This window comes from Paracoccus aminovorans (genome assembly GCF_001546115.1).
GTDB lineage: Bacteria > Pseudomonadota > Alphaproteobacteria > Rhodobacterales > Rhodobacteraceae > Paracoccus > Paracoccus aminovorans_B.
The window spans coordinates 204,905-230,089 of record NZ_KQ955211.1 but is presented as its reverse complement, the minus strand read 5'-3'; the positions used below and the strand labels follow the sequence as shown (position 1 = coordinate 230,089).

At 68.5% G+C, this 25,185-nt stretch carries 24 protein-coding genes; 11 read left to right on the top strand and 13 right to left on the bottom strand.

The window, feature by feature from the left end; genetic code table 11:
* Positions 1–122: 122 nt before the first annotated feature.
* On the bottom strand, positions 123–374 hold the full coding sequence (locus tag ASV56_RS21295) for a hypothetical protein (protein ID WP_156429268.1): 252 nt from the start codon (positions 372–374) through the stop codon (positions 123–125).
* 9 nt (positions 375–383) lie between these two features.
* A complete protein-coding gene (locus ASV56_RS21290; RefSeq protein WP_062563969.1) occupies positions 384–1,925 on the bottom strand; it encodes a S8 family serine peptidase in 1,542 nt (513 codons plus the stop codon).
* Between the two features lie 231 nt (positions 1,926–2,156).
* Between ASV56_RS21290 and minC the strand changes: the two genes are divergently transcribed.
* The 3 genes from minC to minE are packed head-to-tail and all read left to right on the top strand — an operon-like array spanning position 2,157 to position 4,009.
* Complete coding sequence (minC, locus tag ASV56_RS21285) at positions 2,157–2,903, top strand: septum site-determining protein MinC (protein ID WP_062563968.1); 747 nt, start codon at positions 2,157–2,159, stop codon at positions 2,901–2,903.
* Between the two features lie 22 nt (positions 2,904–2,925).
* Complete coding sequence (minD, locus tag ASV56_RS21280; RefSeq protein WP_062563967.1) at positions 2,926–3,747, top strand: septum site-determining protein MinD; 822 nt, start codon at positions 2,926–2,928, stop codon at positions 3,745–3,747.
* 1 nt (position 3,748) lies between these two features.
* Positions 3,749–4,009 carry a cell division topological specificity factor MinE gene (gene minE, locus ASV56_RS21275; RefSeq protein WP_062563966.1) on the top strand — a complete coding sequence of 87 codons (261 nt, stop codon included), beginning with the start codon at positions 3,749–3,751 and terminating at the stop codon, positions 4,007–4,009.
* 349 nt (positions 4,010–4,358) lie between these two features.
* Here minE and ASV56_RS21270 read toward each other — a convergent pair whose 3' ends face one another.
* Together ASV56_RS21270 and hpbA are read right to left on the bottom strand one after the other, a co-directional pair.
* The gene (locus ASV56_RS21270) at positions 4,359–4,985 is read right to left on the bottom strand and encodes a dimethylsulfonioproprionate lyase family protein (RefSeq protein ID WP_062563965.1); all 627 of its coding nucleotides are present in this window, start codon (positions 4,983–4,985) and stop codon (positions 4,359–4,361) included.
* Positions 4,986–5,012: 27 nt separating this feature from the next.
* On the bottom strand, positions 5,013–7,049 hold the full coding sequence (gene hpbA, locus ASV56_RS21265; RefSeq protein ID WP_062563964.1) for an N-methyl-L-proline N-demethylase HpbA: 2,037 nt from the start codon (positions 7,047–7,049) through the stop codon (positions 5,013–5,015).
* 147 nt (positions 7,050–7,196) lie between these two features.
* On the opposite strand from hpbA, the gene ASV56_RS21260 reads away from it, so the two are divergent.
* The 5 genes from ASV56_RS21260 (at position 7,197) to ASV56_RS21240 (ending at position 11,931) form a co-directional block, all read left to right on the top strand.
* A complete protein-coding gene (locus ASV56_RS21260) occupies positions 7,197–7,820 on the top strand; it encodes a TetR/AcrR family transcriptional regulator (protein WP_062563963.1) in 624 nt (207 codons plus the stop codon).
* A 275-nt stretch (positions 7,821–8,095) separates the two neighbouring features.
* Positions 8,096–8,884 (top strand): pyrroline-5-carboxylate reductase family protein, encoded by a 789-nt coding sequence (locus tag ASV56_RS21255; protein WP_062563962.1) that lies wholly within the window; start codon positions 8,096–8,098, stop codon positions 8,882–8,884.
* A gap of 78 nt (positions 8,885–8,962) precedes the next feature.
* Positions 8,963–9,961, top strand: a complete 999-nt coding sequence (locus ASV56_RS21250; protein WP_062563961.1) for an ABC transporter substrate-binding protein — start codon at positions 8,963–8,965, stop codon at positions 9,959–9,961.
* Positions 9,962–10,028: 67 nt separating this feature from the next.
* Entirely contained in the window at positions 10,029–10,916 is an 888-nt protein-coding gene (locus ASV56_RS21245; RefSeq protein WP_062563960.1) for an ABC transporter permease, read from the top strand.
* Complete coding sequence (locus tag ASV56_RS21240; RefSeq protein ID WP_062563959.1) at positions 10,909–11,931, top strand: quaternary amine ABC transporter ATP-binding protein; 1,023 nt, start codon at positions 10,909–10,911, stop codon at positions 11,929–11,931. The genes ASV56_RS21245 and ASV56_RS21240 overlap by 8 nt, the downstream gene beginning before the upstream one ends.
* 13 nt (positions 11,932–11,944) lie before the next feature.
* On the opposite strand, the gene ASV56_RS21235 is transcribed toward ASV56_RS21240, so the two are convergent.
* On the bottom strand, positions 11,945–12,364 hold the full coding sequence (locus ASV56_RS21235) for a GFA family protein (protein ID WP_253880213.1): 420 nt from the start codon (positions 12,362–12,364) through the stop codon (positions 11,945–11,947).
* Between the two features lie 87 nt (positions 12,365–12,451).
* Positions 12,452–15,850: a bifunctional proline dehydrogenase/L-glutamate gamma-semialdehyde dehydrogenase PutA gene (putA, locus tag ASV56_RS21230; RefSeq protein WP_062564062.1), complete on the bottom strand. Its 3,399-nt coding sequence runs from the start codon at positions 15,848–15,850 to the stop codon at positions 12,452–12,454.
* A 110-nt stretch (positions 15,851–15,960) separates the two neighbouring features.
* Between putA and ASV56_RS21225 the strand changes: the two genes are divergently transcribed.
* Positions 15,961–16,425 (top strand): Lrp/AsnC family transcriptional regulator, encoded by a 465-nt coding sequence (locus ASV56_RS21225; protein ID WP_062563957.1) that lies wholly within the window; start codon positions 15,961–15,963, stop codon positions 16,423–16,425.
* 337 nt (positions 16,426–16,762) lie between these two features.
* Positions 16,763–17,863 (top strand): glycosyltransferase family 61 protein, encoded by a 1,101-nt coding sequence (locus ASV56_RS21220; protein WP_062563956.1) that lies wholly within the window; start codon positions 16,763–16,765, stop codon positions 17,861–17,863.
* A gap of 269 nt (positions 17,864–18,132) precedes the next feature.
* Here ASV56_RS21220 and ASV56_RS21215 read toward each other — a convergent pair whose 3' ends face one another.
* From ASV56_RS21215 to rocF, 7 genes are all read right to left on the bottom strand, one after another.
* A complete protein-coding gene (locus tag ASV56_RS21215) occupies positions 18,133–18,318 on the bottom strand; it encodes a hypothetical protein (protein WP_062563955.1) in 186 nt (61 codons plus the stop codon).
* A gap of 59 nt (positions 18,319–18,377) precedes the next feature.
* Positions 18,378–19,259, bottom strand: coding sequence for a universal stress protein (locus ASV56_RS21210; protein WP_062563954.1), 882 nt, complete (start codon positions 19,257–19,259; stop codon positions 18,378–18,380).
* On the bottom strand, positions 19,256–20,728 hold the full coding sequence (locus ASV56_RS21205; protein WP_062563953.1) for an amino acid permease: 1,473 nt from the start codon (positions 20,726–20,728) through the stop codon (positions 19,256–19,258). The genes ASV56_RS21210 and ASV56_RS21205 overlap by 4 nt, the downstream gene beginning before the upstream one ends.
* Before the next feature lie 35 nt (positions 20,729–20,763).
* Complete coding sequence (locus ASV56_RS21200) at positions 20,764–21,465, bottom strand: hypothetical protein (protein ID WP_062563952.1); 702 nt, start codon at positions 21,463–21,465, stop codon at positions 20,764–20,766.
* Positions 21,462–22,589, bottom strand: a complete 1,128-nt coding sequence (gene menC, locus ASV56_RS21195) for an o-succinylbenzoate synthase (protein WP_062563951.1) — start codon at positions 22,587–22,589, stop codon at positions 21,462–21,464. The genes ASV56_RS21200 and menC overlap by 4 nt, the downstream gene beginning before the upstream one ends.
* A 62-nt stretch (positions 22,590–22,651) precedes the next feature.
* On the bottom strand, positions 22,652–23,710 hold the full coding sequence (locus ASV56_RS21190) for an ornithine cyclodeaminase (RefSeq protein WP_062563950.1): 1,059 nt from the start codon (positions 23,708–23,710) through the stop codon (positions 22,652–22,654).
* A gap of 8 nt (positions 23,711–23,718) precedes the next feature.
* The gene (gene rocF, locus ASV56_RS21185) at positions 23,719–24,645 is read right to left on the bottom strand and encodes an arginase (protein WP_062563949.1); all 927 of its coding nucleotides are present in this window, start codon (positions 24,643–24,645) and stop codon (positions 23,719–23,721) included.
* Positions 24,646–24,754: 109 nt separating this feature from the next.
* On the opposite strand from rocF, the gene ASV56_RS21180 reads away from it, so the two are divergent.
* Complete coding sequence (locus ASV56_RS21180; protein WP_062563948.1) at positions 24,755–25,183, top strand: Lrp/AsnC family transcriptional regulator; 429 nt, start codon at positions 24,755–24,757, stop codon at positions 25,181–25,183.
* Positions 25,184–25,185: the final 2 nt, after the last annotated feature.

The following is a 25,185-nucleotide window of genomic DNA, read 5'->3' as shown; positions in this document are numbered from 1 at the left end:
CCCCAGCCGGCCCCTACCCCGGCGCGGACCGGGCAGGACGGCACCGGCCGGCCGATGTTAGGCGGCAGGCGGGGCTTGCCGCAAGTCTTTTGACCGTGGGGATTTTTCCGGCGCCGCGCCGGTCAGCGCATCGCCTTGTAGGGCGGGTTCAGCCGGAACACCTTTTCGCGTGACAGCTTCCAATGCGCCAGCGGCCCGGTGCAGCGTTCCACCTCGCGCCGCGGGCCGGTGACGCGAATCGTGCCGGGAATCACCTCCTCGGCCGGCAGCGGTCTCAACTGGTCCAGAACCTCGGCCGTTTCCTCGCGCGAGGGGTCGCGGTCGTCGGAATAGACCAGCACGAAACATTCGTTGCGCTTGTTTTCCATAGCCATCGCCAAAACCTATTCGATCAGTCCAGCGCCTTCATATTCCTTGCCGAATCCGATCGGCCGTGCATGTTCGTTCGCCATCCGGATGATGTCGTCCGAGCGTTGCTGGTTGCGCTCGGCCGACAGCAGCCCGGGGGTCCGGGACAGCAACCGCGCGATCAGGCCCGCCACCGCCGGGCAGGCCATCGAGGTGCCGTCCATCACCCCTTTCGACGTGTCGTCGACCCAAGATATAATACCAACGCCCGGCCCGATAAAGTCCACCTCGGGGCCGATATTGCTGAAAGATGCAAAGAAACGCTCGCCCACGGGCGCCGGATCCCGGGCGACATTGCGCGCGGTGATCGCCCCCTCGGGCCAGGCGTCCAGCACACCGCCGGCCGAAACGCCCAGCACGGCCGCCGAGCGCGCCGGGTAGGACACCGGCGCCATGCCGTCGTTGCCGGTCGCCGCGACGCAGACCACGCCAAGCGCCCGCGCCCGCCGCACCTCGCGCGAGATCGAGATCGGCTCGGAGGACTGGCCCAGGCTCATGTTGATGATGTCGCAGCCGTCCTCGACCGCCTGGCGGATGGCGCGGGCGATGGCGAATTCGCTGGCGCCGCCGTCGCCCTTTTCGAAGACGCGATAGGCGTGCAGCGCCACCTTGGGCGCGACGCGGGCGATGATGCCGGCGACATGGGTGCCGTGGCCGGTGCCATTGCCGAACCATTCGTCCGCCGGTTCGGTGCCGGTGGTGTTCAGCCCCTTGACCAGGTTCAGCCCCGGCGCCGGGTCGACCCCGGTGTCGATGACCGCGACCTTGATGCCCTCGCCGTCGCTCTTGCCCGCCGGCGCCACCATGCGGGCCAGCGCATCGGGAAAGTCGTCGGCGATGGGCGGCACCGGCAGCTCGACCTCGGTGACGCCCTGGGGCGCGACCTCGACATCCTGCACCCCGCCCGGCCAATAGCCGGCCAGCGGCGCGCAGATGATGGCGTCGATGCGGGTCTGCCCGGCCGGCAGCGCGGTGCGGAACCAGCCCTGCGCATCGGTGCGCACGTCCGAGATGCCGAAGCCCCGGCGCCTGTTCAGAACCACCACGACCTGCGCCCCGGCGATGGGCTTGCCGCTGGCGGCATCGACGCAGCGCAGCGCCAGTTCCTTTTCCGAGCGGAAGGCGGTGGGCTTGGCCTGCTGGCGGATGATGTTCACCTGGCCGAAGCGCAGCGGGTAAAGCCGCAGCTCGGGCCGGATGCGCAGCCCGGGATAGGCGCGCTGCAGCACGAAGGCCTGTTCGGGCGTCATGCGGACCAGCGAGGCCTCGTCCTCGCCGATGGAATCGATCAGCCGGATGCGGCCCGCCTCGGTCTCGAGGATGCGCAAGGGCGGCCGCGTCGGCGACAGGTCGCCCGCCTCGGCCCCCTGCGCGGCGCTGCTGGCAATGCTGGCGCCGCGGCCCCCGAACAGCCGCTGGTGCATGCTGCGAAACAGCCGGAAGCTTGCGGTCTCCATGCCTTCGTTGAAGACGTTGTCCTCGGGGACGATGACATATTTCCGGGTCTTGCCTGACATGGCGGCGATTCCTTCCTGCCGGTTTCGGATCAGGTGACGGCAGAAGCGGCCATGAAGGCAAGAGGGGACGGTTTCCCGCCCATGCACCCGGGCCGGACGGCGTGTCTCTGCCGAAATCGCGCGGCGCGGCAGTTGCGCATGGACGCAGCCGCCGCGACGTATTAGGAAGGCAGCCCTAAGCGCGCCGGACAAGCGCGCAGCCAGAATCGACCATAGCCCGAGCAGAACAGAATGCACCCCGGCAAGAGCGCGACGCGCAAAGTCGCGACCCTGAAGCCTATCCAGATCCGCGGCCGCTTCTTCACGGCCGTGGCGCTGCATCTGTCGGGCCGCCCCGACGCCGGTTTCTTCGACGCGCTGGACGCGCGGCTGGCGCAGGTGCCGCTGTTCTTCGACAATGCGCCCCTGGTCATCGACCTGGAACAGGCCGAAGGGCTGGAAAGCGTCGATGAGATCCTGCGCCTGACCGACGACCTGCGGGCGCGCAACCTGTCGGTCTTCGGCATTCAGAGCGGCACGGCGGCGCAGGCCGCGGCAGCGCGGGCGGCGGGGCTGATCTCGCTGGCCGGCGGGCGCGACGTGCCGCTGGACCGCGTCAGCCGCCAGGGCAGCCGCCCCGAGACGCCGGCCCCGGTGCGCGAGGCACCGCAGCCCACCAGGATGGTGACGCAGCCGGTGCGCTCGGGCCAGATGATCTTCGCCGACCGCGGCGACCTGGTGATCGTCGGCTCGGTCAGCTCGGGCGCCGAGGTCATCGCGGCCGGCAACATCCACATCTATGGCCGGCTGCGCGGCCGGGCGCTGGCCGGCGTCAACGGTGACACCTCGGCCCGCATCTTCTGCCACGCGCTCGATGCCGAGCTGCTGGCCATCGCCGGCCTCTACCGCACCAGCGAGAATCTGGGCCCCGACACCCCCCGCGACAATGTGCAGGTCTGGCTGGATGGCGAGAAGCTGCGCATCGAATCGCTGAAATGACCATGATCGAAAGGAAACGCTCGTGAGCAAGGTTATCGTTGTCACCTCGGGCAAGGGCGGCGTCGGCAAGACGACCTCCTCGGCCGCCATCGCCGCCGCGCTGGCCGCACGCGGCAAAAAGACGGTCGTGATCGACTTTGACGTGGGCCTGCGCAATCTCGACATGATCATGGGCTGCGAACGCCGCGTGGTCTTCGACTTCATCAACGTGATCCAGGGCGACGCCAAGCTGAAGCAGGCGCTGATCAAGGACCGCCGGCTGGAGAAACTCTACGTCCTGCCGACCTCGCAGACCCGCGACAAGGACGCGCTGACCACCGAGGGCGTCAAGGCGGTGCTGGACGAGCTGCGCGAGGAATTCGACTATATCATCTGCGACAGCCCGGCGGGCATCGAGCGCGGCGCGCATCTGGCGATGTATTACGCCGACGAGGCGGTGGTGGTGACCAACCCCGAAGTGTCCTCGGTGCGCGACAGCGACCGGGTGCTGGGGCTGTTGAACTCCAAGACCTTCCTGGCGGAAAAGGGCGACGACAGCGCGGTCAAGGCGCAGCTGCTGCTGACCCGCTTCGATCCGGCCCGCTCGGCCAATGGCGAGATGATGAGCGTGCAGGATGTGCTGGAAATCCTGGCCATCCCGCTTCTGGGCATCATCCCGGAAAGCACCTCGGTGCTGAAGGCCTCGAACGAGGGCACGCCGGTGTCGCTGGACGAGAAATCGCCGGCCGGCAAAGCCTATCTGGACGCGGTCGGCCGCCTGGTCGGCGAACAGATCGAGATGCGGGCGACCCCCGGCGAACAGCGGCGCGGCTTCTTCCAGCGGCTTCTGGGACGGACGGCCTGAGATGTTCGGTTTCTCACTCCGCCCGCGCAAGCCCAGTTCGGCGCAGACCGCCAAGGAGCGGTTGCAGATCCTGCTTGCGCATGAACGCACCAGCAATTCCGGCCCCGACTTCCTGCCGCTTCTGCAGCGCGACATCCTCGAGGCGGTGCGCCGCCACATGGATGTCGACGGCGATGCGGTCGACATCAAGCTGGAACGCAGCGACGACCTGTCGAGCCTGGAAATCAACATCGAGATGCCCGGCACCCGCAAGGCGTCCTGACCGGCCGGCTTCTTTCTTGCCGAAATATCCTGGGGGGAGCGTTTCGCGCACCCCGTCGAGGGGTGCACGAAACGCGGGGGGCAAAGCCCCCCGGGCCCCGCGCGCAAGCCGAGCCGGACCAAGAACCCTCGCACATTGCGGCCGGCAAACCCGTGGCGCTCAAGGGCCCGACCGTCACCGACGCCCAAGCGGTGATGGCAAGGCTGCCCGAGCTACAGCGCCCATGCCGTCATCGACCAGCAGGTCGAACGCGGGGGCCCGACTGTCGCTCGATGCGCAGGGCCGGCGGCGCTGAACCTGACCGCCACCTTCAAGACTGCCGAGCCGGTCGCGCGCGACCGGCCGCGGTTCAGGGCGCTGCAAGCCGCGGCTTGTGCGAGGCCGCCTCGCGTTCCGGCCGCAACGCCCAAAGCGCCAGCAGCGGCTCGTCCCCGGCCTTCATGGCGTGCTGGATGTTCGGCGGATTGTAGAAGCTGCCGCCGACGCCGGGCTGGAACCAGTCGCCGTCTTCCTGCCAGAAATCGCCGGGCGAGAGCACGAGATAGGTTTCCTCGGGCGCGTGCTGGTGGTCGGGATAGCGGATGCCCGGCGCCAGCAGGCTGAGCCCGATCCACAGGTCGCGGCGGTCCTCGATCCCGCCCGGCCCCAGCAGCATGGCATTGGCATGGCCGTCCTCGAAGCCGGGCCCGGCGGTGGCATCGCCGCTGCGCCGGCGCCAGCAGAGCCGCGGCGCCAGGGCCCGCAACGCCGCCAGCAGCGCCGCAAGATCGGCCTGTTCGACCGGGCGGTCCAGCGCAGGCTCCAGCACCCGCTCGACCACCGGCTGGCTGGCCGGCGCCGCGCCGGGCGCGGCAGGCGTGGCCGCGGCCTTGGCGATCCAGGCCAGCGAGGCCCGCGATTGCGCACCGACTGCCCGAGCCTGCATGGCGGGCAAGGCGATGTCCAGGAAATCCTGCAATTCCTGCGGTCGTTCCATTCCGTGCCCTTTCCGTTTCCCGTTCGATTACAGATCCTTGACCAGCCGCAAGGCGTCGTAGATGGCGGCATGGGTATTGCGCGCCGCCACCGCGTCGCCGATGCGGAACAGCCGGAACTTGCCCTGGGGGTTCTTGCGGACATCCTGCAAGCCGCCGGTGGTCAGCGCCTCGTAATCCACCTCGCCCAGGTTCGAGGATTGCGGCTTGAGGTCGAAATACAGCTCGTCCAGCGGCCGGGTGCCGTGGTTCACCACCACCTGGTCGACCAGCCGGTCGCGGGTGACGCCGCCGTAATCGCTGCCCAGCGTGGCGCGCAGCCGATTGCCCTCGCGCGCGACCGATTGCAGCCGCCAGGTGACGGTGAAGGTGGTGTCGCGCTTTTGCAGGCTGCGCATATAGGGCACCAGGTTCATCGCCATGACCTCGGGCGAGAAGCTGCGGTCGGGGGTGACGATCTCGACCTTCGCCCCGGTCGCGGCGATCAGGTCGGCGGCCTGCAGCGCGGCATGGTCGCCGGCGTCGTCATAAACGAGCACGCTCGAGCCCGGCTTCACGTCGCCCGACAGGATGTCCCAAGCCGAGCAGACCAGCTCGTTGCCAGCCTGCAAAACCTCGGTATGCGGCAGTCCGCCGGTGGCGACGATGACCTCGTCCGGTCGGGTCGCGAGCACGTCATCCGCTTCGGCGAAGGTGTTGAAGTTGAAGGTGACGCCGTGCTTTTCGCACATGGCCTGGCGCCAGGCGATGATCGAGATCATCTCGCGCCGGCGCTCTTGCAGCGCGGTCAGGCGGATCTGGCCGCCGGGTTGGTCGGCGGCCTCGAAGACGGTGACCGTGTGGCCGCGCTCGGCGGCGACGCGGGCGGCCTCCATGCCCCCCGGACCGGCGCCGACGATGGTGATGCGCTTCTTCACCGCGGCCGGCGGGATGGTCTGCGGCATGGTCTCCTCGCGGCCCGTCGCCGCGTTGTGCAGGCAGAAGGCCAGCCCGCCCTGATAGATGCGGTCGAGGCAATAGTTCGCGCCGACGCAGGGGCGGATGTCGTCCTCGCGGCCCTCGACGACCTTGCGCACCAGATGCGGGTCGGCCATGTGGGCGCGGGTCATGCCGACCATGTCGACCAGCCCGGCGGCGATGGCGTGGCGCGCCGTCGGCACGTCGGGGATCTTGGCGGCGTGGAAGGTCGGGAAATTCGTGGCCTTGCGGATCTGGCCGGCGAATTCCAGGTGCGGCGCGTTGCGCATGCCCTGCACCGGGATCACGTCGGTCAGCCCGGCGTCGGTGTCGATATGGCCGCGCACCACGTTCAGGAAATCGACCAGCCCGCTGTCCTTGAGCTTTTGCGAGATGGCGATGCCGTCCTGCGCGTCGAAGCCGCCGGGCAGGCATTCGTCGCCGGTATAGCGCACGCCCAGCAGGAAATCCTCGCCACAGCGCTCGCGGATGCCCTTCAGGATGTCGAAGGTGAGGCGCAGCCGGTTGTCCAGGCAGCCGCCATAGGGGCCGTCGAGGTCATTGGTCAGCGGCGACCAGAACTGGTCCATCAGGTGACCATAGGCCTGCAATTCCAGCCCGTCCAGGCCCGCGGCCTTCATCCGCTCGGCCGCATCGACATAATCGCCGATGATGCGGGCGATGTCCCAGTCCTCCATCTTCTTCGGGAACGAACGGTGCGCGGCCTCGCGTTCGTGACTGGGCGAGACGACGGGCAACCAGTCCGCCTTGTCCCAGCGCGTGCGCCGGCCCAGGTGAGTCAGCTGGATCATGACCGCGCAGCCGTGGTCGTGGCATTCGTCGGTCAGTTGCTTCATCCAGCCGACCACCTCGTCCTTCCAGGCCAGAATGTTGTTGAACACCGGCGGGCTGTCGCGCGAGACCGAGGCCGAGCCCGCCGTCATGGTCAGCGCCACGCCGGCCTTGGCGCGCTCGACGTGATAGGCGCGATAGCGATCCTTGGGCATGCCGTCCTCGGGATAGGCCGGCTCGTGGCTGGTGATCATGATGCGGTTGCGCAGCGTCAGGTGCTTCAGCTGGAACGGCTGCAGAAGGGGATCGTTCGACATGGCTCTGCCTGCTCTGGGTGGAGTGTGCTGTTCCGAGAAAATCCGAAAATGTTCACTTGTGTCAATTAAAAAATCATCGGTGAACCGAAAGCGCCGCAAATTGCACATTTATCTTGCTCGGTTGTCGCGCGCGTCCTAAGCAGTGTCATGGATCAGGCGAACGCATCCGAAACGGGCTGGCGAGGGTCGCGCGAGGGTTGGCTGGAAGCCGGCTATCAGGCGCTGATCGAAAGCGGCATCGACGCGGTCAAGATCCTGCCCCTGGCCAAGCGGCTGAACCTGTCGCGCACCAGCTTCTACTGGTTCTTCGAGGATCGCGAGGCGCTGCTGTCCGCCCTGCTCGACGGCTGGGAGCTGCGCACCACCCGGCCGCTGATCGATTCGACCACGCAATATGCCGAGACCCGGGCCGAGGCGATGCTGAACGTCCTGACCTGCTTCCTGGCGCCGGGCGTCTTCGATTCGCGGCTGGAATTCGCGGTGCGCAGCTGGTCGCTGCAGGACGAGAACGTGGCGGCGCGGATCAAGGCCGCCGACTTGGCCCGGCTCGCGGCGCTGACGCAGATGCTGGCGAAATGGGGCATCGCTCCGGACGAGGCCGATATCCGCGCCCGCACCATCTATCTGGTGCAGATCGGCTATATCTCGATGCAGGCGGACGAGGACATCGAGACCCGGCTGGCCCGCATCCCCACCTATGTCAAGATCTATGCCGACGAGTTGCCCGAGCCGCGCGAAATGGCCCGTTTCACCGCCCGCTTCCGCCCCTGACGGCCGGCCCGGGCGCCGCGCATGGCGCAAAATTACAAGAAAGGGTCGCAAATCATCCCTATTGGGGGTAATTTTGCGGCATCCTTGCCTTAGGATCGTTCCGAAAACGCAATCTGGCGGGATATGTGCAGGATCGTCACGATTCCGTTCTTGCATGACCATGGAAGGGTCTTTGATGAACCCTGACAAGACAATCGTGAACATTTTCTTGCCAGATATGGCGCGAATCTGTTAGCCAAGTGGGGCAAGCTGGCAGAGATCGGGGAATCGACGACATGCGTGTGGGGATCATCGGCGCGACGGGATGGCTGGGATCGGCCCTTGGGCAGCACCTGCTGTCCGGCCGGGTGGTCCCGGCCGAGGCGCTGGTGCTGCTCAATCGCAGCGGTCCGCGCGCCGACTATCACGGCCACCGCCCGCATTGGGCCGCCGATGTCGCCGAACTGGTGGCGCTGGCGGATGTCATCGTGGTTTCCGTCCGCCCCGAGGACTGGCACGGCCTGGCGCTGCAGGCGCCGGGCAAGCTGGTCCTGTCCTTCATGGCCGGGGTCGGCGCCGATCTGCTGGCGGCCTCGGGCGGGCGGATCGTGCGCGCCATGCCGAATGCCGCCGCCGAAAGCGGCAATTCCTATTCGCCCTTCTGGGCCGCGCCGGGCGTCACTCCCGAGGATCGCGAGGCCGTGCGCCGCATCCTGGGCGCCATCGGCACCACCGACGAACTGCCGGCCGAGGCGCAGATCGACCTGATGACCGCCCTGCCCGGCTCGGGCGCCGCCTATCCGGCGCTGATGGCCATGGCCATGGCGGATTTCATGACCGGCCATGGCGTGCCGGAAACCGTCGCCTGGCGCGCGGTCGAGGCCGCGGTCTGCGGCGGCGCCGCCATGCTGGCGGGCCGGCCGCAGCGCGCAGTCGAACTGGTCGCGGCCTATCGCGACTATCGCGGCACCACCGCCGCCGGGATCGAGGCCGCCGAGGCCGCCGGCTTCCCGCAGGCGGTCGCGCGCGCGCTTGAAGCCGCCATGGAAAAGGCCCGCCGCCTGGTCGCACCCGCTCCGACCTAGCCCCATAGCCAGAGCCCGGCGCGCCAGGCGGCAGCGTCGCGGGGACCCTCAGCCAAGCCGCCACAGGGAGAAAAAACAATGAAAAAACTTGCATTCGCCATCGCCGCCGCCATCCCGGCGGCAGGGTTCTCGACCATGGCGCAGGCCGATTGCGGCTCGTTCACCATCGCCAGCATGAACTGGCAAAGCGCCGAGGTGCTGGCCAACCTCGACCAGTTCATCCTGAACAACGGCTATGGTTGCAGCGTCGACATCACCACCAGCGACACCGTGCCGGCCATCACCTCGCTGGTCGAGAAGGGTCAGCCCGAGGTGGTGCCGGAAGCCTGGGTCGACCTGGTGCCCGAAGTCGTCGCCGGCGGGCTGAAGGACGGCAAGATCGTCGAGATGGCGCGCTCGCTGTCGGACGGCGGCCAGCAGGGCTGGTACATCCCGCGCTACATGCTGGACGAACATCCGAACCTGAACAAGATCGAGGAAATCCTCGCCCACCCCGAGCTGTTCCCGGCGCCCGAGGATCCGTCGAAGGGCGCGATCTACAACGGCCCGCAGGGCTGGGGCGGCACCATCATCACCACACAACTCGCCAAGGCCTTCGACGTCGAGGGCAAGGGCTTCACCCTGGTCGACACCGGCTCGGCGGCCGGGCTCGACGGCTCGATGGCCCGGGCCTACGAGCAGAAGGCGCCGTGGCTGGGCTTCTACTGGTCGCCGACCTCGATGCTGGGCAAATACGACATGGTGCCGGTTGATTTCGGCGTGCCGAACGACATGGCGGAATGGAAGCGCTGCACCTCGGTCGCGGAATGCACCGACCCGAAGCCGAACGCCTTCCCGCGCGACAACGTCTTCACCCTGGTCTCGAAGGACTTTGCCGACAAGACCGACGCGGGCGTGCTGGACTATTTCAAGAAGCGCAGCTGGACCAATGACACCGTGAACCAGCTGATGGCGTGGATGACCGACAACCAGGCCACCGGCGAGGATGGCGCGCGCCAGTTCCTCAAGGACCACCCCGAGATGTGGACCGAATGGGTCAGCCCGGAAGCGGCCGAAAAGATCAAGGCGGCGCTTTGAGCCCCGCGCGGGGCCGCCCCGGCGGTCCCGCGCCTTCTTCGTCCTAGCCCCCCATCGAAAGGTCGCCATGGCTTGGTTCAACGAGTTTCCCCAGCTGGATGACGGTTTCCTCCGTGATCTGAAGAAGGTCATCGACGATGGCTTCCGCTCTTTCACCCGCAGCTACGGCGACGCCATCGAGGGCCTTTTCGAGCCGCTGCGCGTGTTCCTGATCTGGTCCGAGAACCTGCTGACCAACACCCCCTGGCCGATCATCCTGGCCGTGGTCGCCGCCATCGCCTGGTTCGCCAGCCGCAGCCTCAAGATCGTCATCGCCAGCATCGTGACCCTGTGCCTGATCGGCATCTTCGGCATGTGGGCCGATACGATGAAGACCATCTCGATGATCCTGACCTCGACGCTCTTGGCCATCGCGGTCGGGCTGCCGATCGGCATCCTGATGTCGCGCTCGGACCGGGTGCAGGCCTTCGTGAACCCCATCCTGGACGTGATGCAGACCATGCCCAGCTTCGTCTACCTGATCCCGGTGGTCATGCTTCTGGGCATCGGCAAGGTGCCGGGGCTGATCGCGGTGGTGATCTATGCCATCCCGCCGATGATCCGCCTGACCAATCTCGGCATCCGCCAGGTCGACGGCGAGGTGCTGGAGGCCGCCGACGCCTTCGGTTCCTCGAAATGGCAGCGCCTGGTCAAGGCCGAGCTGCCGCTGGCGCTGCCCACCATCATGGCGGGCATCAACCAGACCATCATGATGGCGCTGGCCATGGTCGTCATCGCCTCGATGATCGGCGTGCAGGGCCTGGGCCAGCCGGTGCTGAAGGCGATCTCGAACCAGTATTTCACGCTCGGGCTGTTCAACGGCCTGGCCATCGTCGGCATCGCCATCCTGTTCGACCGCATCAGCCAGGCCTGGGGCCACCGGCTGCAAAAGCATCGCGGAGGCAGCCATGTCTGATCCCATCGGCATCGAGATCCGGAACCTGTTCAAGATCTTCGGCCCGCGCGGCGCCACGTTCATCGACGCGGTCAACCGCGGCATGACCAAGCAGGAGCTGAACGAGAAGCACCGCCATGTGCTGGGCCTGCGCGACATCAACATCAGCATCCCCGCAGGCGCCATCCAGGTGGTGATGGGGCTGTCGGGCTCGGGCAAGTCGACGCTGATCCGCCACATCAACCGGCTGATCGACCCCACCGCGGGCCAGATCCTGGTCGAGGGCCAGGACGTGGTGAAGATGGCCCCGGACGAGCTGCGCGCCTTTCGCCGCCACAAGACCGCCATGGTGTTCCAGAAATTCGCGTTGCTGCCGCATCGCACCGTGCTGGACAACGTGGGCTACGGGCTCGAGGTGCAGGGCCTCGATTCCGCGGCCCGCAACAAGGTCTCGATGCGCTGGATCGAGCGCGTCGGGCTGAAGGGCTTCGAGGCGAAATATCCCGCACAGCTGTCGGGCGGCATGCAGCAGCGGGTGGGCCTGGCGCGCGCGCTGGCCAATGACGCGCCGATCCTGTTGATGGACGAGGCCTATTCGGCGCTGGACCCGCTGATCCGCTATGACATGCAGACCGTGCTGCTGGACCTGCAGAAAGAGGTCCGCAAGACCATCGTCTTCATCACCCACGACCTCGATGAGGCGCTGCGCATCGGCGACCGCATCGCGCTGCTGCGCGACGGTTCGGTGATCCAGCAGGGCACCGGTCAGGACATCGTGCTGCACCCGGCCGACGACTACGTGACGAATTTCGTCCAGCATGTCGATCGCGGCAAGGTGGTCCAGGTCGGCTCGGTGATGGAGCCGCTGAACGGCACCACGCCCGAGGCGACGATCGGCGCCGACGTGACCCTGACCGAGGCGCTGCGCGACATGATGGGCCGCGGCGTGCAGGCGCTGGGGGTCGAGGACGCCCAGGGCCGTCCGGTCGGGCAGCTGTCGCTGAAACGCGCCATCTCGGTCTCGGCCGGCGCCTGAGGCGTGCCGAACGCTATTCCCTGTCCATGCAGGGAATGGCGTTCAGCTGCTCCAGCCAGGGCAGCCGGGATCGGCCCCAGATCTGGGATCGCGGCACCAGCTGCGCGCGCTGGTCGATGGTTCCGGCGCGGATGCCGACGATCTGCGCGGCCTCGCCCTCGCCGGTGGTGTAGATCGGCGCGCCGCAGTCGCCGCAGAAATACTGGAACCGCTTGGCGCCGCTGTCGCCGTGCTTGAGATAGCAGCGGGGCGCCGTCCCGGTCAGGGTGAAATCCTGCGCCCGGGCACGGACCGTCAGCCGAAAGGCCGAGCCGGTCAGCCGCTGGCAATCGGTGCAATGGCAGATCGACACCGCCTCGGGGTCGATCACGGCGCGATAGCCGACCGCGCCGCAATGGCACTGACCGGTGATCTGCATCCGGGGTCTGTCCATGCGTTCCGCCCTTGCTCTGCCTGCCGGCGAAGCATAGCCCGGTTGGTCGGCGAGCGGCACCGGAAAAACCGGGCCGCCCGTGCCGTTTCAGCCCGCCAGCAGCGCCGCGTTGCCGCCTGCTGCCGTGGTATCGACGCAGAGGTGGCGCTCATGCGCGACATGGGCCAGGTCGGGCATCGCCGCGATCAGCGGCACGATCTCGCCCTCGCGCGCCGCCAGCGCCTCGGCATAGGCGCGGCCATGCGCGGCGTCGCCCCACCACAGCACCGCCGAGATGCCCTGAAGCCCGGTCAGCGACGCGGCCGGCAACGCGCCGTCGACGGCGACGGCATTGCCGCCCAGCCGCTCGACCGCGGTGACCTGCGCCGCCACCGCCGCCCGGCCCGGACCCAGGCACAGCACCGGCGCGCGGCTGTGGGCCGAAAGGCGGTTCAGCTCTCCGGTCGGGCCCGGCATCAGCCGCTCTTCGATGCGGCGCGGCGCGGCCGAGGCCAGCGCGGCGCGCAGGCGGACCTCATCCGCCGGCCCCTTCCATTCCATGCCGATGGCGGCCGGCGGCTGCGGCGCGAAGAAGCGCGGCACATAGCGCGGCCCGCCGGCCTTGGGCCCGTTGCCCGACAGCCCCTCGCCGCCAAAGGGCTGGCTGCCGACCACGGCGCCGATCTGGTTGCGGTTGACATAGATATTGCCGACGTGGATGGCGTCCGAGACCTCCTGCACGCGGCTGTCGATGCGGGTGTGCAAGCCGAAGGTCAGGCCGAAGCCGCGGGCGTTGATGTCGGCGATGACCTTGGGCAGCTCGTCGCCCTTGAAGGTCGCGACATGCAGCACCGGGCCGAAGACCTCGCGTTCCAGATCGGCGATGCCGCGCACCCGGATCAGCGTCGGGGCGACGAAGAAGCCGCGCTCCGGTGCCGCCAGCCGGTGCAGCACCCGGTCCTGCCGCGCGGCGACATAGTCGAGGATGCCGCGTTGCGCCGCCGGGTCGATCACCGGGCCGACATCGCTCGCCAGATCCCACGGATCGCCCACGACCAGCTCGTCCATGGCGCCCTTGATCATCTCGATCAGATGCGGCGCGATGTCCTCCTGCACGTAAAGGCAGCGCAGCGCCGAGCAGCGCTGGCCGGCGCTGCGGAAGGCGCCGTTGACTATGTCGCGCACGGCCTGTTCGGGCAGCGCGGTGGAATCGACCACCATGGCGTTCAGCCCGCCGGTCTCGGCCACCAGCGGCGTGCCGGGGGCGAGGTTCGCCGCCATGCTGCGCGCGATGGTCTGCGCCGTCGCGGTCGAGCCGGTAAAGACCAGCCCCGCCATGCGCGGGTCGGCGCTCAGCACCGCGCCGACCACGCGGCCGGCGCCGGGCAGCAGTTGCAGCGCCGCCGCCGGCACGCCGGCCTGGTGCAGCAGCTGGACGCCCAGCATGGCGATGATCGGCGTCGCCTCGGCGGGCTTGGCGATGACGGCATTGCCGGCCATCAGCGCCGCCGCGATCTGGCCCGAAAAGATCGCCAGCGGAAAGTTCCACGGGCTGATCGCGCCGATGATGCCGCGCGGGCCCTGCGGGCTCGCCTCGCCCTCGGCGGCGTAATAGCGCAGGAAATCCACGGCCTCGCGCAGCTCGGCCACGGCATCGGCCAGCGACTTGCCGGCCTCGCGCGCCAGCACGCCCAGGATCGGACCGGCATTTTCCTCGTAAAGATCGGCGGCGCGGCGCAGGACGGCGGCCCGCTCGGAGGCCGGCGCCTGCCAGGTCCGGGCATCGTCGACGGCCCGCGTCGCGGTTGCGGCATCGACCATCAGCACCTGGGCGATGGCCTCGCCCGTGGCCGGGTTCAGCACGTCCTGCACCTGCCCCGAGGCTTCGCGGACCGTCAGCGGCTGCGCATCCGGGATGGCGCCGTCGCGGGCGGCAAAGATCCCCGCCAGCACCTCTTCGTCCGACAGATCGAAGCCCTGCGAATTCGGCCGCTCGTCGCCGTACAGCGCAGCGGGCGCCAGCAGGCTGCGCGGCGGGCGCGCCTCGGCCAGCGCGTCGAAGGGGTCGCGGGCGACCTCCTCGGGCGAGATCGATTCGTCGACGATCTGGTTCACGAAGCTGCTGTTCGCGCCGTTCTCCAGCAGGCGCCGCACCAGATAGGCCAGCAGGTCGCGATGCGCGCCGACCGGCGCATAGATCCGGCAGCGGCCGTTATAGTCGCGCAGCACGATGTCGTGCAGCCGCTCGCCCATGCCATGCAGGCGCTGGAACTCGAAGCGGATGTCGCCCGCCATCTCCAGGATCGCGGCGACGGTCTGGGCGTTATGGGTGGCGAATTGCGGATAGATCCGGTCGGCATAGCCGATCAGCTTGCGGGCATTGGCGATATAGCTGACGTCGGTCGCAACCTTGCTGGTGAACAGCGGAAAGCCCGGCAGGCCCTCGACCTGGGCGCGCTTGATCTCGCTGTCCCAATAGGCGCCTTTGACCAGCCGCACCATGATGCGGCGGTCCAGCCGGCTGGCCAGCGCATGCAGCCAGTCGATCACCTGCCCGGCGCGCTTGCCATAGGCCTGCACCACCACGCCGAAGCCGTCCCAGCCGGCCAGCGAGGGGTCCGACAGCACCGCCTCGATGACCTTCAGCGACAGGACCAGCCGGTCCTGCTCCTCGGCGTCGATGTTCATGCCCATGCCGCCGGCCTTGGCCTGTTGCGCCAGCCGCAGCACCACCGGCACCAGCTCGGCCATGACGCGCGCTTCCTGCGCCACCTCATAGCGCGGATGCAGCGCCGAGAGCTTGATCGAGATGCCCGGATTGGCCTCGACCGAGCCCTTGTCGCAGGCCTTGGCGATCGAGGCGATGGCATCGGCATAGGCGCGGTCATAGCGCGCGGCGTCAAGCCCGGTCATCGCCGCCTCGCCCAGCATGTCGTAGCTGTAGGTGAAGCCCTGCGCCTCGCGCTTGCGGGCGCGGACCAGTGCGTCGTCGATGGTCTGGCCCAGCACGAACTGCCGGCCCATCTCCTTCATGGCGCGGCCGACGGCGGAACGGATCACCGGCTCGCCCAGCCGGCGCACCATGCGGCGCAAGGTGCCGGCCTGGTCGTCGTCCAGCACCTTGCCGGTCAGCATCAGGGCCCAGGTCGAGGCGTTGACCAGCGACGAGGTCGCCTCGCCCAGGTGCTTGCCCCAGTCCGAGGGCGCGATCTTGTCCTCGATCAGCGCGTCGATGGTCTGACGGTCGGGGACGCGCAGCATCGCCTCGGCCAGGCACATCAGCGCCACGCCCTCGCGCGTGGACAGCCCGTATTCGGCCAGGAAATGCTCCATCATCGAGGGCTTGGCCTCGGCCCGGATGCGGCGCACCAGATCGGCGGCGCGGCGGGTGACGGCGGCGCGCTGGCCGGCGTCCAGCCCCGCCTGCGCGACCAGCCCCTGCAGCAGCGCGGATTCGTCCGCGAATTTGGCTTGGCAGGAAAACACCTGGGTGCTGACAGAGGACATGCCGATCTCCTTGATCCGATGCGCGTGGTTTATCACAAGGATGCTGGTCGATGCGTCCGAAGTCATGCTATATGCTAGGCGAAAAGAACATTTTTGGGGCAGGTTTCAGGATGGATCATGCACTCGACGCCGTGGATCGCAGGATCCTAGCCGAATTGACGCAGAACGCGCGCATCCCGGTGGCGGAGCTGGCGCGCAAGGTCGGCCTGTCGAAGACGCCCGTGGCGCTGCGCATCCGGCATCTCGAGGAGATCGGCCTGATCACCGGCTACCGCGCCATCCTGTCGCCGATGAAGCTGGGCCTGACCAACGTGACCTATCTGGAGGTGCGGATGAACGACACGCGCGAGGCGGCGCTGCAGCAGTTCAACACCGCCGCCCGCGCCATCCCCGAGGTCGAGGAATGCTACATGATCGCCGGCGGCTTCGACTACCTACTCAAGATCCGCTCGCGCGACATGGCGCATTTCCGCAGGATCCTCGCGGAAAAGATCTCGACCCTGCCGCATGTGAACAGCACCTCCAGCCATGTCTCGATGGAGGCGGTGGTCGAGCAGAACTTCCACCTCAGTTGACGCCCCGGCCCGCAGCTTTCCGTTTTCGAAATACCCCGCCGCCCGTGCCACAGGCGGGGCGGCGGCCCGAAACGTGGCCGCGAAACCGCGCCGCCGCGAAAACCGCCGGGCTGGTTAACGGTGCCGGCCGGCGCCGCGAAGGCGGCGGCGCGGAACAGCATTCCAGAAATGCCCGATCGGCGGGAAATGATCACGGCTTTGCCGCGATACCCCGCCCCGAACCGGAACGGTTTCCGCCATGGCGGATCGTCAAGCCAGCAGCGGCGCGGCTTGCCTCGGACGGCGGCGCATGGTCTGAAGGGCCATCACCCTGACGTGACCCTTTGCAGAGCTGAACATGATTCACGAACCCCTTCCCGACGGCGGCTGGTCGCGGCAGATCCTGAACCTGCGCAACGCCTTGGTCTGCCCGGCCGAGACGCATCAGGACATCCCCGGCGTCTGGTGCGACGGCGACGTGGCCGAGGCCACGACCTGGCGCGACGGCGCCCGGGTGACGCCGCCGCTGACCGAGGCGCCCGAGCCCACCGCCACGCTGGCCGGGCTGCATCTCTGGGCCGGGATCTATTTCGGCCATTTCGGCCATTTCCTGGTCGAGACCCTGTCGCGGCTCTGGGCCGCGCGCGCCGAGGGCGTGGAAAGCGTCATCTTCACCCCGCGCCACAGCCGGCTGCGCGACTTCGTCTCCTACCAGAAGGAGCTGATCGAGCTGACGCTGCCCGACCTGCCGGTCCGCATCCTGCGCGAACCGACGCGGGTGGAAGAGCTGGTCGTCGCCGGCCAGGGCTTCGGCCTGGGGCGGATCTCGGCCGGAACCGAGGAATTTCGCAGCTTCATCCGCGACGCCTTCGCCCCGATCGAGCCGGGCGGGCTGGAAAACGTCTATGTCTCGCGCACCCGCTTCGGCGGCAAGGGCGGCATCATCAACGAGCAGCTGGTCGAGGACAACCTGATCGCCCAGGGCTATACACCGGTCTACCCCGAGAAACTGTCGATCCGCGAGCAGCTGTCGATCTTCAAGGGCGCCAGGCGCATCGTCGGGCTGGACAGCTCGGCCTTCCACATGCTGGGCTTTGTCGCCAATCCCGACCAGCAGGCCTGCATCATCCTGCGCCGCAACCATCCCGCCTATCACCATATCGTCGAGCATCTTGCCGGCTTCACCGGCCGCCGGCCCGAGGTCATCGACGAACTGGTCGCCGACTGGATGCCCGAGCGGCAGAAGATCGCCAACCATGTCACCTGGGGCGAGCTCGACCAGCCGCGCCTGGCACAGCGCCTGGCCGAGCTGGGGCTGATCGCCGACGCCGGCCGGTGGCGGGATGCGACGCCCGAGGAATTCGACGCCGCCGTCCAGCGCGCGGCCGAGCGCAGCCAGGAGCCGCTGGTGCGCCGTCCGACCGTGCGCCGCCCGGCCAAAGCCCCGGCGGCCGAGTGATCGGCCCAGGCCGTGCATTGCGTCTGTTCGCCCGCGCCCAGGTTCCGGGCGGTGGTCGAGCTTCAGCCCCTCCAGCGCCGGGTTGCGGACGCCGACGTCAAGCCCAGCGACAGATCGGCGACCAGCAGCGCGTCGTTGCGCAGAGCATCCGCACCTCGCCGGTCTGGCGCGAGAAATCCGGGTGCTCGGGGTCGGTTGTCAGCAGGTTCTGCAGCGTGATGCGACAGGCCCGGACGGTCAGCAGCGCGTCCGAGCCCGGCGGCTGGTATTCACCCCGATCTCGTATTGCTCGGCCTTGGTCGGTTCGCAGGGCTTGTCAGGCTGGGCGCCAGATAGATGCGGTCGTCCTGCACCGCGTCCATCTGCATGCTGCCCGATTGCGCGAAGCCGACGACACGCCAGCGCGCCGTCGCGACGCCGGCCATGTCCAGGCCCGATTGCACCATGACTGCCATAGCGCAGCAGCGCCTGGCCCGGCCCAGCAAGAAGCTCGCGCCGGCGTGATGGCCGATGCTCAGGCCGTCAGCCGTGGCACGATCAGGCGCGGCACCAGGGCGTGGCGCAGGATCTTGCCCGAGTTCGAGCCGACAAAGACCCGCATCAAGCCGCCCAACCCGCTGGAGCCGATCACCAGCAGCTCGTCCGGCCGCCAGTCCAGCGCGCCGACCGCTTGGCGCCAGTTGCGCCCGTCGCCCAGAACGCACTCCGGCAAGGCCTCGTCCGGCCAGTCGGCGCGGATGCGGTCGTGCAGGGCATGGGCCTGGCGGCGGAACTGGTTCGCGACCAGGTTCTCGGCGTCATAGCCCGCATCGCTGGGATACATCTGCCGGTCGCGCACGATGAAGGTGGCCAGCCGCAGGGCCGCGTGGAACCCCGCCGCGATCTGGCCGGCGCGCCGGGCCAGGGCGATGGAATGCTCCGAGGCGGACAGCGCGCAGGTCACCCGCGACACGCCGCCCGACAGCGCGTCATAGCCGCGCGGTGCCAGCGCCACCGGCACCTGGGCGCTGCGCAGGATCTCGCTGGCGACGACGCCTTCCTGGAAGCGCGCCATCGGCGCCTTGCGCGACGAACCCAGCACGATGGCGTCGGCATCGGTCTCCTCGGCCAGCGCCAGCAGCCCGGCGGCGGTCGAGGCGCCGTGCCGCGCCAGGTATTCCGCCGGCACGTCCGGCGGCATTGCCGCCCGCGCGGCAGCCAGGGTGCGCGCGGCATGGCGCTCCAGGAAGGCGGCATATTCCGCGTCGACCATCGCCGGCGAGGGGTGGTCCCAGGTCTGCGGCAGGATCACCGCCGCGACCACCCGGCCGCGCGCCGCCCGCGCCAGCGTGGCGGCCAGCCGCAGCGCCTCGGCCCCGCCCTTGTCCGCCGAGTGACCGACCAGGAACGTCTTCATTCCGCGGCATCCATCACGGCGTCGCCGCCCCGCTCCAGCGCCGAGTTCCGCGCCGAATAGGTCAGATACAGCACCGCCGCCAGCACCGCCCAGATCGCCGTCAGCTTGAAGACGATCGAGGACAGGCTGGAGATCAGGTAGAGGCACGAGACGATGCTGAGGATCGGCAGCAGCGGGAACAGCGGCACGCGAAAGCCGCGATGCGCGTCGGGCCGCTGATAGCGCAGGATGATGACCCCGGCCGAAACCACGGTAAAGGCGACCAGCGTGCCCATCGAGGTCAGGTCCCACAGCACCGCCGAGGGCAGGAAGGCCGCGATGGCCGCGACGCAGCAGGCCACGATCACGGTGTTCGCGGTCGGCGTCAGCGTATGCGGGTTCACCCGCGAAAAGATCGGCGGCAGCATGCCGTCGCGCGACATGGCGAAAAGCACGCGGGTCTGGCCGTAAAGCACCACCAGCGTCACCGAAAAGACCGAGACCACCGCCCCCGCCGACAGGATCACCGAGGGGATGGCCGAGCCGGTGACGTTCTGCAGGATCACCGACAGCCCGGCCTCCTGCCCCTCGAAGGCGGCTTGCGGCTGGGCGCCCAGTGCCGCCAGCGCCACCAGCAGGTAGAAGCTGATGACGATCACCAGCGCCAGGATGATCGCGAGCGGCAGGTTGCGGCGCGGGTTCTCGACCTCTTCGCCGGCGGTCGAGACCGCATCCAGCCCGACGAAGGTGAAGAAGATCGACCCCGCCGCCGCGCTGACGCCGGCAAAGCCGTGCGGGGCAAAGGGCGTCATGTTCTGCGGATCATAGGCCGAGAAGGCGATGGCGATGAACAGCGCCAGCACGCCCAGCTTGACCAGCACCATGATGGCATTGGCCCGCGCCGATTCCCGCGAGCCGCGCGTCAGCAGGATGCAGCACAGGAACACCAGGATCGCCGCCGGCAGGTTGATGATGCCGTCGCCGCCGAAATGCAGCGCATAGCCCTCGGCCACCAGGGGCGCGTGCAGCAGCGCGCGGGGCAGTTCCAGCCCGGTGGTGATCATCAGGAGATTGTGCAGATATTCGCTCCACCCGACCGCGACCGCGCCGGCCGAGACGCCGTATTCCATCACCAGGCAGGCCGCGACCATGAAGGCCAGCCCCTCGCCCAGGGTGGCATAGGCATAGGAGTAGCTGGAGCCCGAGACCGGGATCATCGAGCTCATCTCGGCATAGCAGAGCGCAGTCAGCCCGGCGGCCAGGCCCGCGATCAGGAACGAGACCAGCACCGCCGGCCCCGCGACCGGCACCTGCTCGGCCAAGACGAAGAAGATGCCGGTGCCGATGGTGGCGCCGACGCCGAACATGGTCAGCTGGAACAGCGTGATGCTGCGGCGCAATTCGCCGCCATGCGCCTGCGACTGGATCACGAATTGTTCGACCGGCTTTCGCCGCATCAGGCGCTGTCCTAGGCTTGGCATCTCGGCCATCTGTTCCTCCCTGCTTGTCCTCGCGGCGCCGGGCCTCAGCCCAGCCAATATTCCGCCTTTTCCGTATCGAAACCGATGATGCCCAGGCCGGCGGCGAAACCTTCGGTCAGCGCGGCGCGCAGTTCCATGCGTGCCGCCAGCGCCTGGTCGGGCGCCGCGCGCAGCAGCGCGTCCAGGTCGCGCGGGATCGGCACGCGGCGGGCGACCGTTGGCACGGGCGCGGCGGCGCCTTCGGCGCAGGCGGTCACGCCGGGACTGTCCAGCTGCCAATCCAGCATCAGCCGGTCCGAGGGCAGCCCGGCATTGATCCCCTCCATCGCGCCGTAGTAATCCGGCAGATAGGTGGTCGAGACGCCCCCCAGCGCCGCCACGTTCAGCCCGGCATTGACCGCGCGCAGCGGGTCATAGGTCCAGCGCACGAGCCGGATGCCGCGCTTGAGGCACCAGTCGCGCTGGAACCATTTCAGCCGCAGCCCCAGCCGCAGCCCGCGCGCCCGGCGCAGCACCGCCAGCCGGTGCGAATGCTGCACCCCCGGCGTGGCCGAGGGAAAGGCGAAGAGAAAGCCTAGCATGTCCGCGCCGTCGAAGGCGCCGGCGACCAGCCCGCCCTCGTGCTGGATCGCCAGCAGCAGATCGGCATTGTCGGCCGGGTCGCCCTGCCCCCAGACTGCGCGTTGCAGATCCTCGGAGCGTTTCAGCTCGGCCAGCCCGTCGAGTTCGCGGATCGCCACCGTCATGCGGCAAACACCTCGGGCGCGTCGCTGACCTGGGCGAGATAGGCGCGGTCCAGCGTGACGCCCAGGCCCGGCCCGTGGCGCGGCACGGCCATCAGCCCAGCCTCGGCCTCCAGCGGCTGCTCGACGATGTCGCGGCGGAAATAGCGGCTGGCGGAGGAGGTATCGCCCGGCTTGGTGAAATTCGGCAGGCTCGCCAGGTGGATGTTCTGCGCCCGGCCGATACCGGATTCCAGCATGCCGCCGCACCAGACCGGCACGTCGAAGGCCGCGCAAAGGTCGTGGATGGCGCGGGCCTGGCCAAAGCCGCCGACGCGCCCAACCTTGATGTTGACCACCCGCGCCGCATCCGCGACCAGCGCCCGCCGCGCATCGGTGGCCGAGCGGATGCTTTCATCAAGGCAGATCGCCGTCAGCATCTGCGCCTGCAGGCGGGCATGGTCGTGGATGTCGTCATAGGCCAGCGGCTGTTCGATATAGTCGAGGCCGAAGGCGTCCATGGATTTCAACAGCGGCAGGTCGCCCAGCCGGTAATCGGTATTGGCGTCCACGGTCAGCTTTGTGTCGGGGAACTCCGCCCGGACGGCCGCCAGCAAGCCCGTGTCATGGCCGCGCTTGATCTTCAGCTTGACGCGGCGATAGCCGGCCTCCACCGCGACCCGCACCCGGTCGAGCGTGGTCGGAATGTCGGCGATGCCCAGGCTGACGCCGACCTCGACCGCATCGCGCACGCCACCAAGCGCCGCCGACAAGGGCAGGTTCAGCGCCTTGGCCCACAGATCCCACAGCGCCATTTCCACCATGGCCTTGGCCATGCGATGCCCGCGCCAGGGGTCCAGCAGCGCCGCCAGCGCCGCCGGGCTGTCGAAACGGCGGCCGACCAGCTGCGGCAGCACCGCCTGGCGCAGAAAGGCCAACGATCCGGGCAGGGTTTCTTCCAGATAGTCGGGCAGCGGGTCCATGACGCCCTCGGCGTAGCCTTCCAGCCCTTCGCCGCGCAGCACCAGCAGCGGGAACAGCTTTTCCGTCATGGTGCCGGTCGAGATGACGAAAGGCGTCAGCAGGGGCAGGCGCACCAGCCGAAGCTCGGCCGCGTCGATGCGGATGCCGGGGAAAACGGGCGTCATGGAAACCTCCGGGGACATGATGGGGCGCGTTTAGCGGCCCCATGGGCGGGGCCGCAAGCGCCTCAGGCGGCCTTGGCCGCCTCGGCCCGCAGGATCATGCCGAAAAGGTCGCGCGGATCGTCCGGGTCGGCGATCATGTCGAGCCGCTGGAACAGGCCCGATTCCTTCAGCCGCGAATGGACATAGCGCAGCGCCGAGAAATCCTCGATGGCGAAGCCGACGCTGTCGAAGAGCGTGATCTGGCGCGCATCCGTGCGGCCCTGCGCCTGCCCGGCGATGACCTGCCACAGCTCGGTCACCGGGTGGTCGGGGGATAGCTGCTGGATCTCGCCCTCGATCCGGGTCTGCGGCGGATATTCGACGAAGATGCCGGCGCGCAGAAGAATGTCGCGGTGCAACTCGGTCTTGCCGGGGCAGTCGCCGCCGACCGCGTTGATATGGATGCCGCTGCCGACCATGTTGTCGGTCAGGATGGTGGCATATTGCTTGTCGGCGGTGCAGGTGGTGACGATCTGCGCCCCCATGATCGCCTCTTCGGCCGATCGGCAGGCCACGACCTTCAGCCCGCGGCCGGCAAGGTTGCGGGCGCATTTTGCCGTCGCCGCAGGGTCGATGTCGTAGAGGCGCACCTCGGAGATGCCGCAGATCGCCTTGAATCCCAGGGCCTGGAATTCGGCCTGCGCACCATTGCCGATCATCGCCATGGTGGTCGCGCCCTGGGGCGCCAGCCACTTCGCCGCCATGGCACTGGTCGCTGCCGTGCGCAGCGCGGTCAGGATGGTCATCTCCGACAGCATCAGCGGATAGCCGGTCGCCACGTCGGCCAGAAGCCCGAAGGCCGTCACCGTCTGCAAGCCCTGCCGGGTGTTCGAGGGATGGCCGTTGACGTATTTGAAACCATAGGTCTCGCCGTCCGAGGTCGGCATCAGCTCGATGACGCCGATGTCGGAATGGCTGGCGACGCGGGGCGTCTTGTCGAACAGCGGCCAGCGGGCAAAGTCGCGCTCGATCTCGGCGGCCAGCTCGGCCAGCATCGTTTCGACGCCGACATGCAGCACCAGCCGCATCATGTTCTCGACGCTGACGAAGGGGACATAGGCGGTTTCGGAGGGTTTCAGCATTTGGATACTCAGTGAAAGCTGCGGGTGGGACGGTCAAAGACCCGGCGGCCGAAAAGCGAGCCGGCCAGGTCCACCATCAGCCGCGCCGTGCGGCCGCGATCGTCCAGGAACGGGTTCAGTTCCACGAGGTCCAGCGAGGTCATCAGCCCGGATTCGTGCAGAAGCTCGCAGACCAGATGCGCCTCGCGGAAGGTGGTGCCGCCGGGGACGGTGGTGCCGACGGCCGGTGCGATGGACGGGTCGAGGAAATCGACGTCCAGCGACACGTGCAGCATGCCGTTCTCGGCCCGCACCCGGTCGAGGAATTCGCGCAGCGGCGCGACGATGCCGCGTTCGTCCAGCACGCGCATGTCGTTGACGATGATGTCGGTTTCGCGCAGCGCGGCCAGCTCGGCCTCGTCGACCGAGCGGATGCCGAACATGCAGATGTTCTGCTGCGGCACCGGCGCCGGAAAGGGCGGAAAGGCCTCGAAACCCGGCCGGCCGGCGATATAGGCGACGGGCGTGCCGTGCAGGTTGCCGGATTCGGTGGTCAGCGGCGTGTGAAAATCGCTATGCGCGTCCAGCCACAAAAGGAACAGCGGACGCGAGGCTGCGGCGGCATGTTCCGCCGCCCCCGCGACCGACCCCAGCGCCAGGCTGTGATCGCCGCCCAGCACCACCGGCATGCCGCCGGCGCCCAGCACGCCTGCCACCCGCTCGCGCAGGGCGGCGGTCCAGGCCAGGGTCTCGGGCAGCTGGTCCACGGCGGGGTTCGGGCATTCGGCCTGCGGCAGGCCGGCCAGCGAAACATCGCCCAGGTCCGTGACCGCGTGGCCCAGTTCGGCCAGCACCCGCTCGATGCCGGCGACGCGATAGGCGGCCGGCCCCATCAGGCAACCGCGGCGGCGCTGGCCAGAGTCGATCGGCGCGCCGACAAGGGAAATTCTGCTCATTCCGCTCTCCTTCTTCGATGGAAATTCCTGCCGCCTGGTGGTGACTTCAACCGGATCTTTGGCTAATTTGCACAGCAGTTCAACCAAACTGGCAGGTAAGGCCACCATTATGGACGATCTCGACCACGGGCTGATCGCCGAGCTGCGCCGCGACGGGCGGGCGCCGATTTCCGAATTGGCCGAGCGGTTGCGGGTCAGCCGCGCCACGGTGCGCAGCCGGCTCGAGCGGCTGAAGGCGGCGGGCGAGATCGCGGGCTTCATCGTGCTGACCCGCGCGGATGTGTCCGAGGCGCCGGTGCGCGGGCTGATGATGATCGGGATCGAGGGGCGCGGCAGCGACCGCATCACCGCGCGGCTGACCGGCATGCCGGCGGTGATGGCTGTGCATGCCACCAACGGCCGCTGGGACATGATCGTGGAGCTGGCCACGGAATCGCTGGCGGAACTGGACGAGGTGCTGCGCCGGATCCGCAACCTGGAGGGCGTGGTGACCTCGGAGACCAGCCTGCTGCTGACCACGCGCCGCGCCGGGCGCTGAGC